The sequence below is a fragment of the Streptomyces sp. NPDC046985 genome, from assembly GCF_040644415.1.
In the GTDB taxonomy this organism is placed as follows: Bacteria; Actinomycetota; Actinomycetes; order Streptomycetales; family Streptomycetaceae; genus Streptomyces.
Window position 1 is genome coordinate 46,836 of the sequence record NZ_JBEYWK010000005.1, and the last position, 16,383, is coordinate 63,218.

Consider the following 16,383-nt stretch of genomic DNA (forward strand, 5'->3'; position numbering starts at 1 on the left):
GGATCGATCCCCCACAGGAGGACGTCAGTTGAAGCACCGACGCATACCCAGGCGCCGTGTGACCGTGGCCGCCGCGGGCGTCGCCGCCCTCGTCGCCGCTGGAGTCACCTTCCAGAGTGCGAACGCCAGTGAGCCCGCGAAGACCCCGACGGCGCGCACCCTGTCGGCGCCCGAGGCCGGAAACCTCGCCTCGACGCTGCTCGGGCGCCTCGGCGGCGACGCCGCGGGCACGTACTACGACGCGAAGGCCAAGGCCCTCGTGGTCAACGTGGTCGACCAGAACGCGGCGCACTCGGTCGAGCAGGCCGGAGCGAAGGCCAGACTCGTCGAGAACACGCTCGCCGAACTGGACGGCGCCCGTGCTGCCCTGAAGAAGGACGCGACCATCCCGGGCACCTCGTGGTCGACCGACCCGGTCTCCGACAAGGTCGTCGTGACCGCCGACAAGACGGTCTCCAAGGACGGCTGGGCCAAGCTGTCCAAGGTCGTCGACGGACTCGGCGGCAAGGCCGAACTCAAGCGCGCGAAGACGGAGTTCAAGCCCTTCATCGCGGGCGGCGACGCCATCAGCGGCTCGGGCGGCCGCTGCTCGCTCGGGTTCAACGTGGTCAAGGACGGCCAGCCGTACTTCCTGACCGCCGGCCACTGCACGCACGCGATCTCGAGCTGGTCGGACTCCAGCGGCAACGTGATCGGCGAGAACGCCGACTCGCAGTTCCCGGACAACGACTTCGGTCTGGTCAAGTACACCGCGAGCACCGACCACCCGAGCGCGGTCGACCTCTACAACGGCTCCACCCAGGCGATCACCCGGGCCGGGGACGCGACCGTCGGGGAGAAGGTGACCCGCAGCGGCTCCACCACCCAGGTGCACGGCGGCACGGTCACCGGCCTGAACGCCACGGTGAACTACTCCGAGGGCACGGTCAACGGCCTGATCCAGACCGACGTGTGCGCCGAGCCCGGGGACAGCGGCGGCTCGCTGTTCGACGGCGACACCGCGATCGGCCTCACCTCCGGCGGCAGCGGCGACTGCACCTCCGGCGGCGAGACCTTCTTCCAGCCGGTGACCGAGGCGCTGTCGGCGACCGGTTCCCAGCTCGGCTGACCGTCCGGTCGCGCACATCCCCCACACATCCCCCCACGGGATCTCCGAGCCCCGCCCTCGCGCACGAGAGGGCGGGGCTCGGCTGTGTGCGGGTGCGGGTGCGGGTGCGGGTGCGGGACGCGACGTGTCCTCACGCTGCGTGGCGGGAGGTGTTTGCGCAGGTGGGACGGGCCCGTACGGCTTTCGTACGCACGTTCGAGAATGGAGTTATGGTGGGGATGAGCGAGCAGTGAACTGATGTTCGAAAGCCGTCGCCGTCCGTCCCCGTGCGGACGGGGCACGAGCGCGGGAGGTGCGGATGCCGGGCTTCACGCATCTGCATACCGTCTCCGGGTTCTCCCTGCGCCATGGCGCCTCGCACCCGGAGCGGCTGGCCGAGCGCGCCGCCGAGCGGGGCATGGACGCCCTCGCGCTCACCGACCGCGACACCGTCGCCGGCGCGGTCCGCTTCGCCAAGGCATGCGCGGCGCAGAGGGTCCGCCCGCTGTTCGGCGCGGACCTGGCGGTCGCCACGCCCGCACGGCCGGACGCGTCCGCACGGCCGGACGCGTCCGCACGGCCGGACGCGTCCGCACGGCCCGGCGCGCCCGGCCGATCCGGCGGCGCGGCGGGGCGGGAGCGGCGCCGGGCGCCGGTGCGCGGCGGCGCCTTCGTCGACGAGTCGGCGCCCCGCGTCACCTTCCTCGCCCGGGACGGCGCCCGCGGCTGGGCCGACCTGTGCCGCCTGGTCACCGCCGCCCACCGCGCCGAGGACCCGGTCCCGCACGGGCGAGAGGCGCCGCTGCCTCCGGGCGCCCCCCTGCTGCCCTGGCCCGACAACCGCGCCGACGGCCTGACCGTGCTGCTCGGCCCCGCCTCCGACGTGGGCCGGGCGCTGGCCGCGGGCCGCCCCGACCGGGCCGCGAGGCTCCTCGCCCCCTGGCGCGAGGTCTACGGCGACGCCCTGCGCCTGGAGGCCGTATGGCACGGCCGCGAGGGCGCCGGACCCGGCTCCCTGCGCCTGGCCGCACGCACCGTGGGCTTCGCCGCCGAGCAGCGCATCCGGCCCGTGCTCAGCAACGCCGTCCGCTACGCCGACCCCGGTCAGGGCCCGGTCGCCGACATATTGGACGCCGCCCGCCGCCTGGTCCCGCTCGCCGCCGCCGGGGAACCGGACTCCGGCGAGGCGTGGCTGAAGGACCCGGCCGCCATGCTGCGCGCGGCCGAGCGGATCGTCGAGGCCGCGGGCTTCCGGCGGGACACCGCCCACCGCCTGCTGGAGCAGACGCGGGCCACGGCCGCCGAGTGCCGGGTGGACCCCGTGGACGACCTCGGCATGGGCGTCGTCCACTTCCCCGAGCCGCGCCTCGTGGGCGCCGCCCGGCGCACCGCGCAGCGCACCCTCGCCTCCAAGGCGGCGGCGGGCATGGTGCTGCGCGGCTACACGGGCCGGCGCCGCTACTGGGAGCGGATGCACGAGGAACTGGACGTCATCGCGTACCACGGTTTCGCCTCCTACTTCCTCACCGTCGCCCAGGTGGTGGACGACGTGCGCAGGACGGGCATCCGGGTCGCGGCCCGGGGCTCGGGCGCGGGCTCCCTCGTCAACCACCTCCTCGGCATCGCCCACGCCGACCCGGTCGCGCACGGACTGCTGATGGAGCGCTTCCTGTCCAGGCAGCGGTTCGTCCTGCCCGACATCGACGTCGACGTGGAGTCCGCGCGCCGGCTGGAGGTCTACCGCGCGATCATCGGCCGGTTCGGCGCCGAGCGGGTCGCGACGGTCGCCATGCCGGAGACGTACCGCGTCCGGCACGCCGTGCGCGACGTGGGCGCCGCGCTGTCCATGGACCCCGCCGAGATCGACCGCATCGCCAAGTCCTTCCCGCACGTCCGCGCCCGCGACGCCCGCGCGGCGCTCCGTGAGCTGCCCGAACTGCGGGCGCTGGCAGGGGAGTCCGAGCGGGGCGGCGCGCGCTACGACAGGTTCTGGGAGCTGGTCGAGGCGCTGGACGCCCTCCCGCGCGGGGTCGCCATGCACCCCTGCGGCGTGCTCCTGTCCGACGCCTCGCTGCTCGCCCGCACCCCGGTCGTGCCCACCGGCGGCGAGGGGCTGCCGATGTCCCAGTTCGACAAGGAGGACGTGGAGGACCTGGGGCTGCTCAAGCTGGACGTGCTGGGCGTGCGGATGCAGTCGGCGATGGCGCACGCCGTGGCGGAGACGGAGCGCGCCGCGGGGGAGCGGATCGACCTGGACGCCCTGCCCGAGGGCGACCCGGCGACGTACCGGCTGATCCGGTCCACCGAGACGCTGGGCTGCTTCCAGATCGAGTCGCCGGGCCAGCGGGACCTGGTGGGGCGGCTGGCGCCGGAGAACTTCCACGATCTGGTGGTCGACATATCCCTGTTCCGGCCCGGACCGGTCGCCGCCGACATGGTGCGGCCGTTCATCGAGGCCCGGCACGGGCGGGCGCCGGTGCGCTATCCGCACCGGGACCTGCGGGAGGCGCTGCGCGAGACGTACGGGGTGGTCGTCTTCCACGAGCAGATCATCCACATCGTCCACGTCATGACCGGCTGCGAGCGCGACGAGGCGGACCGGGTGCGGCGCGGGCTGTCCGACCCGGAGTCGCAGGGGCGGATCAAGGTGTGGTTCGCCCAGCGGGCGGCGGCGAAGGGGTACGACGCGGAGACGATCCAGCAGACCTGGCGGATCGTCGAGGCGTTCGGCTCCTACGGCTTCTGCAAGGCGCACGCGGTCGCCTTCGCGGTGCCGACGTACCAGTCGGCGTGGCTGAAAGCCCACCACCCGGCCGCCTTCTACGCGGGACTGCTCACGCACGATCCGGGGATGTACCCCAAGCGGCTGCTGCTGGCGGACGCGCGGCGGCGCGGGGTGCCGATCCTGCCGCTGGACGTGAACCGGTCGGGCGTCGCCTATCGCATCGAACTGGTGTCTGATGCGGAGTCCGGTTCGCCGGACGTGTGGGGACTTCGGCTGGCCCTGGACGACGTATACGGCATCAGCGGCGCCGAGGCGGCGCGGATCGCGGACGGACAGCCGTACGCCTCGCTGCTCGACTTCTGGGAGCGGGCCCGCCCGAGCCGCCCCGTCGCCGGACGACTCGCCCAGGTGGGCGCGCTGGACGCGTTCGGCGCCAACCGCCGCGACCTGCGACTGCACCTGGCCGAAATGCACCGGGGCGTCCGGGGCGCCGGCGGCGGCCAACTGCCGTTGACCGGAGGGAGGGAGACGGCTGCGGCCGGGCTGCCCGACCTGTCCGACGCCGAGCGGCTCAGCGCCGAGCTGGGAGTGCTGTCCATGGACGTCTCGCGCAACCTGATGGACGATCACCACGGCTTCCTCAAGGAGTTGGGCGTGGTCTCCGCGCGCCGCCTGCGCGAGGTCCGGCACGGGGAGACGGTGCTGGTCGCGGGCGCCAAGGCGGCCACCCAGACGCCGCCGATCCTTCACCGCACCAAGTCAAGCCCGTACGGGGAGGCGACCGCGCGGGAGCCGCAGCGGATCATCTTCGTCACCCTCGACGACTCGACCGGCCTGACAGACCTGGCTTTCTTCAACGACAGCCAGGCCGACTGCGCGCACACGATCTTTCATAGCTGGCTGCTGCTGGTCCGCGGGAAAGTCCAACGCCGTGGACCGCGTTCGCTCAGTGTCGTCGGCTCTGCCGCGTGGGATCTGACGGAACTGGCGGAGTTGCGTCGGTCCGGAGGTCTCGATGCTGTGGCGGACCGATTGGCGGAGCGTCAGGAGCGCCCTGGCCCTGAGACGGGAAGGCGTGGCCGAACGATTCAAGTGGCCGACGGCGTCGAAATGAATGCATGGGCGGATATCAAGCCCGCAGGCGGTGACTCCAAGGAAAGCCGCAAGTTCTGGCACTCCAGTCCCGGAAGCGCAGGGTGATCGAGATGGCCGTCATCTATGTCCAGGCGCCAGGACCGCCTCGGGAGACGTGGCAGGCGCTTCTTCAGGTCCTGGGCGACATCACCCCGGTCGTCGAGGCCCTTCCCCCCGACGCCGCATTGGCGGATGTGGGCGGGAGCGTTCGCTATTTCGATTGCGACGCCGTTGAGATTGCGCGACGTGTGCGTGTGCGTGTGCTGGCGTTGTACGGCCTTGACTGTGCTGTCGGCGTGGCTCCCAATCCCATGCTCGCCAAGATGGTCGGGCGTCACGGACCGCCAGGCGCCGTTCGCTGCATCCCGGATACCCCACAGGGAATCTCCGGCTTCCTGAATCAAAAACCAGTAGCGGTCTTGTACGGAGTGGGGCCGAAGACGGCTCGGGTGCTCTGCGAGTACGGGTTGGACAGTATCGGCAAGGTGGCAAGAACTTCTGAGGTCACCCTACAAAGGATCCTGGGCGCGAAAATGGGGCGTCTTGTGCGGGAACGGGCCCATGGCATCGACCGGACCCGTGTGGTGTCACACGCTCCGCCCAGGTCGGCCAGCGCTGAACTGCGATTCGACAGGCATGAGGTCGATGAATCCGTACGCCGCGGCGCACTGCTTGGACTTGCCGTTGACGTCGGGAGGCAATTGAGAACGGACGGCCAGGTGGCCCGCGCGCTTACGCTCACAGTTCATTACGCGGATCGGTCTACGACCACCCGGACGCGAGTGCTTCCAGAACCCACGGCTCACACTCCAGTACTGACGGGCGCCGCACAAGCGCTGCACGACGCCTTGGGACTTCAGCGGGCACGGGTGACAGCCCTCTCCCTGAGAGCCGAGGATCTGACGAACGTTCGGCTCTCCAGCCAGCAGCTCACCTTCGATCGGCAGACGGAAAGCGCCCGTCGCCTTGAACCGGTTCTCGATCGTATTGCCGCAAGATGGCCTGGCTCGGTGGGGCCGGCGACCCTCGTCCGATCGTGACAGTGTCTGCCACGCCAACTCGTATCAAGGCTGTCCCGAAGTCGGTCGGGTCAGGCTCAGGAGCCTTCCGAGGCAACGGTGCGACTCATTGCCTTCTGGACGGCGGGGATCAGGTCTGCGATCCGTTCGAGCTGGTCGCGCTGGGAGCGCAGGTCCAGGGCGCCGAGTCGGGCGACGATGTGCTGGGCGCCGGCGGCGACGTACTGTCCCAGGCGCTGGAGCACTTGGTCGGCGGAGCCGGTGACAACCGCCTGGATCCTCTCCAGCTCCTCCAGTGGCATGCCGTATGTGGCGCGTGCGTAGGCGTCCAGTGCGCGACGTCCGCTCTCGGTGTCGTCGTCGATCCGGACCGAGACGAACAGTGCGGGGGTGATGCCCTCGGCCGCACGCCCGGCGTCGGCCGCGGCCTGGCGGACATCGCGGAGGCCGGATGCGTAGTCGGCGGGGTCGGGCGGGTAAGGAAGCCATCCGTCGTACGTCCGGCCGGTGCGGGCCAGCGCTGAGGGGGTCGCGCCGCCGAGCCAGAGGGGCGGGCCACCGGCTTGGGACGGTCTGGTCGTGGGCGGGATGTCATCGAACCGGAGGATCTCGCCGTGGAAGGAGTCGGCGCCGTCCCATAGGGCCCGCCACAGCGCGACAGTCTCGTCCAGGCGGGCGAAGCGCCTTTCCCACGGCAACTCGGACAGCGTGTAGAGAGGGCGTCCGAACGGGCCGGGGAAACCGGCGCCGACGGCCACGGTGAGTCGGCCACCAGACAGCACGTCGATCGACCCGAGTGACTGCGCGGCCTGGACCGGCCGACGCAGGAACGGCATCAGTGCGGCCGTGCCCAGTGTCACGGTCTCGGTCGCCGGAGCGAGCGCGGCCAGCATGGTGAGCGCCTCGATGCGCGGGCTGATCAGGGAGTCGTTGACGAAGAGCGAGGAGAAGCCCAGGCGTTCGGCCTGGCGGCCGAAGGCGACCAGCTCGCGGGGGTCGTCGGCCGGGCCCCACTGCGCGGTTCCGGTCGGAAGCAGTACACCGATGTCCATGTCGGCGATGTTCACGACCGGCGCGGGTGGCGCCAATTCCCCGCGGGGAATGGCCTGGGGCCCCCGCCGCCGTTACAACAGGTCCGTGGACTTCCCCCGTGTGCTTCGCGAACGGCGTACCCGCCGTCATCTCAGCCAACTCGACCTCGCGCTTCGGGCGGGCACCACGCAGCGCCATCTCAGCTTCATCGAATCGGGCAGGTCCGCCCCCGGTCGGAACATGGTCGTGCGCCTGGCCGAGTCGCTGGAACTGCCGCTGCGGGAGCGCAACGAGCTGCTGTTGGCCGCGGGATACGCACCCGCCTACCCCGAGAGCGCACTCGACGACCCGGTGCTGGCTCCCGTGCGCACGGCGATCGGCCACATCCTCCGCGGGCATCTGCCGTATCCGGCGTTGGTCGTGGACCGTGGCGGTGACCTGATCGCCGCGAACACCGCGTTCGACCTGATCACCGAGGGGGCGGCCCCCGAGCTGGTCGGCCCGGGTACGAACGTTTACCGTCTTGCGCTGCATCCCGACGGCCTGGCTCCCCGCATCCGCAATCTCGCCGAATGGGCCCGCCACATCCTGGCCCGCCTCGGCTGTCTGGAAGAGTTGCGTGCCGAGCTGACTCGGTACGTTCCCCATCTGGATCCGTCTGCCGGGCTACTCGGTTTCGCGGTTCCGCTCCGACTTCAGTCCTCGTACGGCGAGCTGCACTTGATGACGACCGTGACCACCTTCGCCACCGCCGTCGACGTAACGCTCGCCGAGCTGAAGCTGGAGGCGTTCCTGCCGGCCGATGCGGCGACAGCCGCGGCGCTCTCGGCGGCTGCCGGGCCGATGGTCGCCGTTGCCGCTGCGGATCAGGCCTCCGGGAACAGGTAATCGGCCTTGATCCTGCCGCAGCTCGCTCGCGGTCCTGTGGCAGCCCTGATCAGGGACGAGGTTACGAAGGAAGGGATCCCGAGGCCGACCGAGCGGCCCGGTTGCTCGGACCTCAGAGCTTGCGCTAACTGCACCTGCTCAAACGGCGGTTGGCGCACCTCGTGTCGCGCGGGCCGGTGAGCGCGGATGCAATGACGATGCGCCGGTTCGCTTATCACGTGCCCCGGACGCCTTCGGGCGTCCCGGGGATTTTTTACTGACGCGTAACTTCCCACGCGGGCCTACTCGCCCGTAACTTGACGAGTGAACAGCATCCTGGTGATCCGGATCACAGGGCGCAGTGCCGTCGCACCTCCCTTGAGCCGCAAGGAGACCACACGATGCTGCCCTTCCCGCGTGCCCGGAGACACCTGGCCGCCTTGTTCCTCGCCGCCGTCGCCGTCGCCACTGTCCCCGCTGCCACCGCCGCTGCCGCAGGCGCACCCAGCAGCGGCTGGAACGACTTCGGCTGCAGACCGTCCGCGTCCCACCCCCGCCCCGTCGTCCTGGTCCACGGAACCTTCGCCAACTCCGTCGACAACTGGCTGTCCCTCGCTCCCTACCTGAAGGACCGCGGGTACTGCGTCTTCTCCTTCGACTACGGCCGACTGCCGGGCGTCCCCGTCTTCTACGGCCTCGGCCCCATCGACGAGTCGGCCGGCCAGCTCTCCGCCTTCGTCGACAAGGTGCTCGCCGCCACCGGCGCCGCCAAGACCGACCTCGTCGGCCACTCGCAGGGCGGGATGATGCCCCGCTACTACCTGAAGTTCCTCGGCGGCGCCGCCAAGGTGAACACCCTCGTCGGCATCGCCCCCGACAACCACGGCACCACTCTCGACGGCCTGGCCAACCTGCTGCCGTACTTCCCGGGCGCGGGCTACCTGCTCTCCACCGCCACCCCCGGCCTCGCCGACCAGGTCGCCGGATCCGCTTTCATGAACCGGCTCAACGCCGGCGGCGACACCGTGCCCGGCGTGCACTACACGGTCATCGCCACCCAGTTCGACGAGGTGGTCACCCCCTGGCGCAGCCAGTACCTCACCGGCCCCGACGTGCACAACGTCCAGTTGCAGGACCTGTGCGCGGCCGACCTGTCCGAGCACGTGGCCATCGGCACGGTCGACCGCATCGCCTTCCACGAGACGGCCAACGCACTCGACCCCGCGCACGCCACCGCCACCACCTGCGCGTCCGTGTTCGACTGAGGCGAACCGTCTCGGGGACCTGTCCGGCCTGAGCCGCCGGACAGGCCCCGGCCGCTTCTCACCCCTCCTGGAGGGGCGTCTCCTCGAGGAACGGTCCGGATCCCCCGGTCCGGACCGTCCCGCTGCGGGTGCGGATCCCGTGGGGTGCTCAGACGCTAGCCCGGCCGGAACGCGCGCACGCCCGCCGAGGGCGGTCGCGGGACATCCTTATGCCGGCGTTAAGGCCGCGCTGAGGCTGCGCACAGGCGGCCGTGACCCGCACGGCCCGCACGGGGGTGATTCCGGCCCCGCACGACTCGTCCCGCACGACCCGCCTCACGGTGACCGGCCCGGCACGACTCGCCTCGCGGTGAATGATCCGGCGGCGCCACGTCCGGCACCCGGTCCGGCCCGCCGGTCAACCCTCGGGCCACCATGTGCGCGCGATGTCCTTGCGGACCTCCGGCCGCACGGCGGGACGTTCGTCCGTTTCCTCACGGACCCGGCGCGTGTCCGTCTTTCTCAGGGGCTTCTGCACTGTCACACGGCGCATCTGTGCCTCCTTCAACGCCTACCGGGTTCCGTGATGTCACGGAGGTAGACCTTTCGGGCGAGAGTTCCTCATCGGTGCGGGTCTGTCTGTGGCGGCTGTCACGATCCGAGTGTCAGTGGGGGGTGTCACTCTGGGACGCATGAGTGAACAGACCATGACCGACGGTGACACGGCGAGCGGGGTTACGGCCCCGGTGGACTGGGACGCGCAGGCGGCCGTCTTCGACGACGAGCCCGATCACGGACTGCGCGACCCGCAGGTGCGCGCGGCCTGGGCGAAGCGGCTGCGCGCCTGGCTGCCCGAGGGCCCCGCCGAGATCCTCGACCTCGGCTGCGGCACGGGCAGCCTGGCGCTGCTCGCCGCCGAGCAGGGACACCGGGTGACCGGCGTCGACCTCTCCAGGAACATGGTCGACCGGGCCCGCGCCAAGCTCGCGGGCCGCGCCGCGGTCTTCCTGGTCGGCGACGCGGCGAGCCCGCCGGTGGGCGAGCGCCGCTTCGACGCCGTCCTCGTCCGCCACGTGCTGTGGGCGCTGCCCGACCCCGCCCGCGCCCTACGGCGCTGGCGGGAGCTGCTGCGGCCCTCGGGGCGGCTGGTCCTCGTCGAGGGCGTCTGGGGGACGGTCACGCCGGTCGGCATACCCAGCGAGCGGCTTCTCACTCTCCTCGCCCCTCTCACGGACCACACACGCGTGGAACGGCTGTCAGCGGACGCCCCCCTGTGGGGCAAGGAGGTGCGGGACGAGCGGTATGCGGTAGTGGCGACCGTGTGAGTCCCGGAGAGCGGCCCCGGGGTCAGCCGCCCGCGTCGCCTAGTGCTGTGGCGGGAAGGAATGCGCCCGGGAAGCCGCCTGGCGTCGCGAGCCGGTGAACCCTTCCGGTCACAGGTCCAGCAGCGCGGTGAAGCCGTCCGTGCGGGCCAGCGCCTCCAGCTCGTCGAGCGCGGCCACGGCCGCCGCGGGATCGCGCTCGGCCAGGCCGCTCGCCGCGAACTCGTCCTCGTCCAGACGGAGCACGTCGGCGCCGTCCGCCGAGCGCCACAGGTCCAGGTCGAGATCCTCGACGACCAGCTCCGCGCCCGTGCGGACCGCCGGACGGGTGACGTCGCCGTACCAGCCCTTCAGGCGGCCGTCCGCGTCGCGGACCTCCTTCACCGCGTACCAGCGGTCCCGCCAGCAGTGCTCGGTGAAGACGTCGCCCGGCTCGAAGCGCGCGAAGCCGAAGTCGCGCCCGCCGTCGCCCGCCCAGGCAGCCCGGACGGCGATCCGCGTGCCGTCGTCGGCGACGAGCGCGCTCGGGTAACGGATCTTCACGCGGTCCCCCTTGACGAGGACGACGTCCACCGTCCCCGTCGTGTCAGCCGAGTTCGCGGACATACCGCACCTCGGTGGCGCACACCTCGTACCCGAACCACTCGTTGATCGCGAGCATCGGTCCGTTGCCGGTGTCGTTGCCCGTGAACGCCTCGGTGCACCCGGCGGCGCGGGCGCGGTGCAGCGACTCGTTCTTGGCCAGCTTGGCCAGTCCTCGGCCGCGGTACGCGCGGGCGGTGCCCGTCGCGGAGGTGCTGTACCGGGAGGCGCCGTCCGTGTGAGCCGCGGAGAACGCCGCGGGACGGCCGTCGACCACGGCCACCGAGGTCAGCGCGGGATCGTGCAGCGGGTGGCGCCAGATCTCCTCCAGCCACGCCTCGTAGTCGGTCAGCTCAACGTCCACGTCGCTCGGCTCGTCCGCCGCGGCCTCCGCGTCCAGGGCGAACAGCGGACGCAGGTCGCCGGCGAAGTCCGAGCCCTGGCGCAGCTCGACGCCAGGCGGCGGGTCCTGCCGCGGCGGGAGCGCGCCGTGCGCCAGGTCCAGGCGCAGGAAGTGCGCGGAACGGCTCGGGCGGTACCCGCGGCGCTCGGCGAAGGCGCGGTTGTCCGGCGCGTCCAGCACCCAGGAGTGCAGCCTGACCGCCTGGTGCGCGGTCAGATGCTCCTCGGCGGCCCGCACGAGCAGGGCGCCGGCGCCGCGGCGCGTGTGGTCGGGGTCCACGTACACGTTCACATGGCCCTGGCCCGGTTCGGCGGAGTCGTGGGACAGGCGCACCTGGGCGGTGCCGATCACCTCGCCGTCCGCCACGGCGACGAGCGGGCGGTAGCGGGCCTCGGGAGGCAGGTGGGCCAGGTCGTGGGCGACGGAGTCGGCGGTGAGCACCAGGAAGGGGAGCGCGCGATGCCGGACCCGGGCGAAGCCCTCCAGGTCGGCGGGCGCGTCGGGGCGCAGATCACGTACGGTCACGTTCATGGGCGGGCACGCTACGGGAGCGGCGGGGCAGGTCGCCTCCCCATTTCCGCCGGGCCGTCGGCTCTGGCCGCCGGGCCGTCCCGGGCCGGGGTTCGTCCGGGTCCGGGGCGGGGGGCGCCGCAGGTGCGGGAGAATCAGCCGGTGACCTTGCAGATCCACATCGACGACGGCACGCCTCCCTATGAGCAGGTGCGGGCGCAGATCTCCGAGCAGGCACGGGCGGGGGAGCTGCCGGTGGGCTACCGGCTGCCCACCGTGCGCGGCCTGGCCGAGTCGCTCGGGCTCGCGGCGAACACGATCGCCAAGGCGTACCGGGCCCTGGAGGCGGACGGGGTGATCGAGACCCGGGGGCGCAACGGCACGTTCGTGGCCGCCTCGGGCCCGGCGGCCGAGCGCGAGGCGGCGGCCGCCGCGCGGGCCTACGCCGAGCGGGTCCAGCGGCTCGGACTCACCAGGGACACCGCACTCGACGCCGTACGAGACGCACTGCGCGCGGCCTACGGGAACTGAGCCGCCCCCGGCGCGACGCCCTCTCCGGCGAGGCGCCAGTCTGGTGCGGCGCCCTTCCGGCGCGGCGGCCCTCCGGTGTGAGGCACCCGCCTGGCGAGGCGCCCCCTCCGGCGGTGCGGTCCCCCTGGCGCGGCGCTCTCCGGTGCGGCGCCCTTCCGGCGCGGCGGCCCTCCGGTGTGAGGCGTCTGTCCGGCGGCGCCCGTCTGGCTGGGCGCTCGTCTGGCGAGGCGCCCCCTCCGGCGGTGCGGCTCCTCCAGTGCGGCACCCTTCCCGCGCGGCGCTCCTCCAGTGCGGTGCCCCTCTAGTGAGGCACGGCTCCGGCGGGCACCCCTTCAGGCGAGGCGCCCGGCCGGTGCGGCGCCCCTTCCGTGAGGCGCCCGGCTCGGCTGCGCTCAGCCCGGGAGCGGCAGCGGCAGCCGCCCCGGCGTGCGCGTCGTCGTCAGGCCCGCGCGCCGCGCCGCCCCGGCGAACGCCATCGCGTCCTCGACCGCCGCCCCCGTCGGGTCGTTGTTGAAGTAGGCGTACACGTCCGCGTCCCGCCCGCTCGGCCAGGCCGTCGCGATCCGGTCGGCCCAGGTCTCCAGGGACCGTCGCCCGTAGTGCGGCCAGGCCCGCGCGCGGCCGTGGTGGAAGCGGACGTAGCCCCAGTCGGCGGTGGCCCACAGGGGCGTGACCGGGCGGCCGCCCGCGTCCGCCCAGCACAGCGCCGCGCCCCGCCGCTCCAGGACCTCGCGGACCTCCCGCGTCCACCACGACGCGTGGCGCGGTTCGACCGCGACCCGGATGCCGGGCGGGAAGCACGCGAGGCAGTCGTCCAGCAGCGCCGCGTCGGCCCGCAGCGTGGGCGGCAACTGGAGCAGCACCGGGCCGAGCCGGTCGCCGAGGCCCGCCGCGTGCGACATCAGCCGGCGCACCGGCTCGGCGGGCTCCCGCAGCCGTCTTACGTGCGACAGGTAGCGGCTCGCCTTGACCGCGACCGTGAAGTCCGGCGGCACCCGCTCCCGCCAGACGGCGAAGGTCTCCCGCGACGGCAGCCGGTAGAAGGCGTTGTTCACCTCCACCGTGGCGAACGCGGCCGCGTACTCCTCCAGCCACCGCCGCACCGGGCAGCCCTCCGGGTACAGCACCCCGCGCCAGTCCGCGTACTGCCAGCCGGACGTCCCCACGTACAGGGTCATACGCCCATCAAAGCACCGTGCACCGCACGCGTCAGGGCGCAGAGCCTCAGAGGCGGCTCAGAGGTACAGGCCCGCCTCGGCGCCCTCCCGGGGCTCGGGCAGCGCCGTCGGGGAGACGCCCCGGCGCAGCGCGTACAACTCGGCCAGGGTCGCGCCCTCGCGGCCCACCCCTTCGTCCGTGCCCAGCCAGTTCACCGCCTCCGGCCGGGTCAGCCGGCCCACCTCGACGCGGGCCAGGCAGCGTCCGGGCCGGACCACGGCCGGGTGCAGGCGCTCCAGGTCCTCGTTGGTGGTCACGCCGACCAGGACGTTGCGGCCCTGGCCGAGCAGGCCGTCGGTCAGGTTCAGCAGGCGCGAGAGCGCCTGGCCCGCCGTGTGCTTGGCCTCGCCGCGGATCAGCTCGTCGCAGTCCTCCAGCAGCAGCAGCCGCCAGCGGCCCTTGCCCGAGGGGTCCTCCTCGCCGATGGCGATGTCCATCAGATAGCCCACGTCGCTGAACAGCCGCTCGGGGTCCAGCACGCAGTCCACCTGGCACCAGTCCCGCCAGGACCGGGCCAGCGTGCGCAGCGCGGAGGTCTTGCCGGTGCCCGGCGGCCCGTGCAGGAACAGCAGCCGGCCCGCGATGTCCTGCGGCGTCGTCTTCATCAGCCGGTCCATCGCCTCGGCGACCGGCGCCGTGTAGTTCGCCCGGACGTCCTCCCAGGCGCCCGCCGAGATCTGCCGCGTGGTGCGGTACGGACCCCGCCGAGGGGAGACGTACCAGAAGCCCATCGTCACGTTGTCCGGCTGCGGCGCCGGTTCGTCCGCGGCGCCGTCCGTGGCCCTGCCCAGCACGTCCTGGGCCAGTTCGGCGCTGGTCGCCGTGACCGTGACGTCCGCGCCCCGGTTCCAGCGGGAGACCAGCAGGGTCCAGCCGTCGCCCTCGGCGAGCGTCGCGCTGCGGTCGTCGTCGCGGGCCGCCCGCAGCACCCGGGCGCCGTCCGGCAGCAGGGTGGCGCCGGAGCGCACCCGGTCGATGTTGGCCGCGTGGGCGTACGGCTGCTCGCCCGTCGCGAAGCGGCCGAGGAACAGCGCGTCGACGACGTCGGACGGCGAGTCGGAGTCGTCGACGTTGAGCCGGATCGGCAGCGCGTCGTGTGGGTTCGCAGACATGCCGCCATGATCTGCCACCCGACCCCCGTACGCACCCCGTTTCCGGCGGGAACGTCCCGTGTCGCCCCGGGCGAACCTGCCCGAATCGCGCCCGGCGCGCGCATCCCGCCCGTACTGTGGTCCTTGATGGGACGTCATCAGCGTTTCTCAGCGGCGGCGCGGTGGCGGTTCACCGCGCTGTTCGGCGTGGCCGCGGTCGTCGTGGCCCTGGTGGCGGCCCTGATGCACGCGACGCCCGACGGCGCCGCCGCCGAGGGCACGACCCGGAACGGCGACGCGGTGCACGGCACGCCCGCGGTCCCGCGCCACCCGGACCAGCCCTCCGTCGGCTGGGGCTTCACGCACACCCAGTTCAGCGCCGACGAGGGCGGCGGCGCCGCCGTGGACCGCGCGCGCACGCTGCTGGCGCGGGACGGCGGACTCCCGCAGGACCAGGCCGTCATGGGCTGGGGCGCCGACAACCCCGAGCCCGTCCAGAGCCGTTACGACTTCGCCGCCCTGGACCGCCGCGTCGACTTCATCCGCGCCTCCGGCGGCACGCCGGTGATCACCCTGTGCTGCGCCCCGGACTGGATGAAGGGCGGACGGGCGGGCGTGGACAGCACCGACTGGAGCCAGTCCGCGCTGGAGACCGCCCCGCTGCCCGGCCACTACGCGGACTACGCCGCGCTCGCCGCGACCGTCGCCCGCCGCTACCCGGACGTACGCCACTTCATCGTCTGGAACGAGTTCAAGGGCTTCTGGAACGACTCCAAGGCCCGCTGGGACTACGAGGGCTACACCGAGCTGTACAACCTGGTCTACCGGGCCCTGAAGAAGGTCGACCCCACGATCATGGTGGGCGGCCCGTACCTGTCCATGGACAGCGTCGACCCGCGGCAGGACAACGCCTCCACCGTCCTGCGGGGCCCCTGGGGCGCCATGGACCAGCGGGTCCTGGACGCCTTCTCCTACTGGAACGCGCACAAGGCGGGCGCCGACTTCGCCGTCGTGGACGGCTCCAGCTACACCAAGGACGACGAACTGCTGCCCGACGAATTCGCGGCCGCGGACAAGTTCACGGCCGTCGGCCGCTGGGTGCGGCGGGAGACCGGCGGCCTGCCGCTGTGGTGGGCCGAGTACTACGTAGAAACCGCGGCGAGCGCGGCGACCGCGGCGTCCGCCGACGGGCACGCGGACCGCACGGGCTGGTCCGAGGCGCACCGCGTCGCCGTCCAGGCCGCCGGGATGATCGCCATGGTCCGCGGCGGCGCCTCCTCCGGTTTTTACTGGAACCCGGAGACGCGGAAGGGCCCGGACTGCCCCGGCTGCCTGTGGACGCCGACCGGGGACGACGACGGGGGCAAGGCCCTGCCCATGTACGGCCTGGTCTCGCGGTTCGCACGGGCGTTCCCGCCCGGCAGCCGGTACGAGACCGTGGCCGTGGCCCCGGACTCCGCGCCCCGGGTGCGCGTCCTGGCCACCGCCGCGGTCGCCGTGGTGGTCAACGCCTCCGACCGGCCGCTCAGCGCCGAGGTCGACGGGAAGCGGTTCGGCATGCGGGCCTACGAGGTGAAGTGGCTCGCCCGGTGAGCCGCTGCCGCCGCCCCGCGGCGAC

13 protein-coding genes are annotated in these 16,383 nt (G+C 72.8%); 8 read left to right on the plus strand and 5 right to left on the minus strand.

The features are described 5' to 3' along the window. The first annotated feature begins 28 nt into the window (after window positions 1–28). From ABZ861_RS07930 to ABZ861_RS07940, 3 genes are all read left to right on the plus strand, one after another. Window positions 29–1,108 carry a S1 family peptidase gene (locus tag ABZ861_RS07930; RefSeq protein ID WP_361625478.1) on the plus strand — a complete coding sequence of 360 codons (1,080 nt, stop codon included), beginning with the start codon at window positions 29–31 and terminating at the stop codon, window positions 1,106–1,108. Window positions 1,109–1,406: 298 nt separating this feature from the next. Beyond that, window positions 1,407–5,012, plus strand: a complete 3,606-nt coding sequence (gene dnaE / locus ABZ861_RS07935) for a DNA polymerase III subunit alpha (protein ID WP_361625481.1) — start codon at window positions 1,407–1,409, stop codon at window positions 5,010–5,012. A 5-nt stretch (window positions 5,013–5,017) separates the two neighbouring features. Beyond that, a complete protein-coding gene (locus tag ABZ861_RS07940) occupies window positions 5,018–5,986 on the plus strand; it encodes a hypothetical protein (RefSeq protein ID WP_361626202.1) in 969 nt (322 codons plus the stop codon). Between the two features lie 56 nt (window positions 5,987–6,042). Here the strand turns inward: ABZ861_RS07940 and ABZ861_RS07945 are convergent, their stop codons facing one another. Continuing rightward, window positions 6,043–7,017 (minus strand): LLM class flavin-dependent oxidoreductase, encoded by a 975-nt coding sequence (locus ABZ861_RS07945; RefSeq protein ID WP_361625484.1) that lies wholly within the window; start codon window positions 7,015–7,017, stop codon window positions 6,043–6,045. Between the two features lie 85 nt (window positions 7,018–7,102). On the opposite strand from ABZ861_RS07945, the gene ABZ861_RS07950 reads away from it, so the two are divergent. The 3 genes from ABZ861_RS07950 (at window position 7,103) to ABZ861_RS07960 (ending at window position 10,433) form a co-directional block, all read left to right on the plus strand. Further along, window positions 7,103–7,885 carry a helix-turn-helix transcriptional regulator gene (locus ABZ861_RS07950; protein WP_361625487.1) on the plus strand — a complete coding sequence of 261 codons (783 nt, stop codon included), beginning with the start codon at window positions 7,103–7,105 and terminating at the stop codon, window positions 7,883–7,885. A 380-nt stretch (window positions 7,886–8,265) separates the two neighbouring features. Continuing rightward, window positions 8,266–9,129 carry an alpha/beta fold hydrolase gene (locus ABZ861_RS07955; protein ID WP_361625490.1) on the plus strand — a complete coding sequence of 288 codons (864 nt, stop codon included), beginning with the start codon at window positions 8,266–8,268 and terminating at the stop codon, window positions 9,127–9,129. Between the two features lie 671 nt (window positions 9,130–9,800). Further along, the gene (locus ABZ861_RS07960) at window positions 9,801–10,433 is read left to right on the plus strand and encodes a class I SAM-dependent methyltransferase (protein ID WP_361625493.1); all 633 of its coding nucleotides are present in this window, start codon (window positions 9,801–9,803) and stop codon (window positions 10,431–10,433) included. 108 nt (window positions 10,434–10,541) lie between these two features. Here the strand turns inward: ABZ861_RS07960 and ABZ861_RS07965 are convergent, their stop codons facing one another. Beyond that, window positions 10,542–11,036 carry a DUF402 domain-containing protein gene (locus ABZ861_RS07965; protein ID WP_361625496.1) on the minus strand — a complete coding sequence of 165 codons (495 nt, stop codon included), beginning with the start codon at window positions 11,034–11,036 and terminating at the stop codon, window positions 10,542–10,544. Further along, the gene (locus ABZ861_RS07970; RefSeq protein WP_361625499.1) at window positions 11,017–11,946 is read right to left on the minus strand and encodes a GNAT family N-acetyltransferase; all 930 of its coding nucleotides are present in this window, start codon (window positions 11,944–11,946) and stop codon (window positions 11,017–11,019) included. The genes ABZ861_RS07965 and ABZ861_RS07970 overlap by 20 nt, the downstream gene beginning before the upstream one ends. A 141-nt stretch (window positions 11,947–12,087) precedes the next feature. On the opposite strand from ABZ861_RS07970, the gene ABZ861_RS07975 reads away from it, so the two are divergent. Next, window positions 12,088–12,456 (plus strand): GntR family transcriptional regulator, encoded by a 369-nt coding sequence (locus tag ABZ861_RS07975; protein ID WP_361625502.1) that lies wholly within the window; start codon window positions 12,088–12,090, stop codon window positions 12,454–12,456. A gap of 392 nt (window positions 12,457–12,848) precedes the next feature. Here the strand turns inward: ABZ861_RS07975 and ABZ861_RS07980 are convergent, their stop codons facing one another. Then, on the minus strand, window positions 12,849–13,634 hold the full coding sequence (locus tag ABZ861_RS07980; RefSeq protein ID WP_361625505.1) for a DUF72 domain-containing protein: 786 nt from the start codon (window positions 13,632–13,634) through the stop codon (window positions 12,849–12,851). A 57-nt stretch (window positions 13,635–13,691) separates the two neighbouring features. Beyond that, the gene (locus ABZ861_RS07985) at window positions 13,692–14,786 is read right to left on the minus strand and encodes a DUF5925 domain-containing protein (RefSeq protein WP_361625508.1); all 1,095 of its coding nucleotides are present in this window, start codon (window positions 14,784–14,786) and stop codon (window positions 13,692–13,694) included. A gap of 126 nt (window positions 14,787–14,912) precedes the next feature. Here ABZ861_RS07985 and ABZ861_RS07990 point away from each other — a divergent pair, with 126 nt between their 5' ends. After that, window positions 14,913–16,358, plus strand: a complete 1,446-nt coding sequence (locus ABZ861_RS07990) for a xylan 1,4-beta-xylosidase (RefSeq protein WP_361625511.1) — start codon at window positions 14,913–14,915, stop codon at window positions 16,356–16,358. Window positions 16,359–16,383: the final 25 nt, after the last annotated feature.

Coding starts and splice junctions, on each gene's coding strand:
- ABZ861_RS07945 (WP_361625484.1), bottom strand. CDS start 7,017: ATGGACATCGGTGTACTGCTTCCGACCGGAACCGCGCAGTGGGGCCCG.
- dnaE (WP_361625481.1), top strand. CDS start 1,407: ATGCCGGGCTTCACGCATCTGCATACCGTCTCCGGGTTCTCCCTGCGC.
- ABZ861_RS07980 (WP_361625505.1), bottom strand. CDS start 13,634: ATGACCCTGTACGTGGGGACGTCCGGCTGGCAGTACGCGGACTGGCGC.
- ABZ861_RS07940 (WP_361626202.1), top strand. CDS start 5,018: ATGGCCGTCATCTATGTCCAGGCGCCAGGACCGCCTCGGGAGACGTGG.
- ABZ861_RS07990 (WP_361625511.1), top strand. CDS start 14,913: ATGGGACGTCATCAGCGTTTCTCAGCGGCGGCGCGGTGGCGGTTCACC.
- ABZ861_RS07960 (WP_361625493.1), top strand. CDS start 9,801: ATGAGTGAACAGACCATGACCGACGGTGACACGGCGAGCGGGGTTACG.
- ABZ861_RS07970 (WP_361625499.1), bottom strand. CDS start 11,946: ATGAACGTGACCGTACGTGATCTGCGCCCCGACGCGCCCGCCGACCTG.
- ABZ861_RS07955 (WP_361625490.1), top strand. CDS start 8,266: ATGCTGCCCTTCCCGCGTGCCCGGAGACACCTGGCCGCCTTGTTCCTC.
- ABZ861_RS07985 (WP_361625508.1), bottom strand. CDS start 14,786: ATGTCTGCGAACCCACACGACGCGCTGCCGATCCGGCTCAACGTCGAC.
- ABZ861_RS07965 (WP_361625496.1), bottom strand. CDS start 11,036: ATGTCCGCGAACTCGGCTGACACGACGGGGACGGTGGACGTCGTCCTC.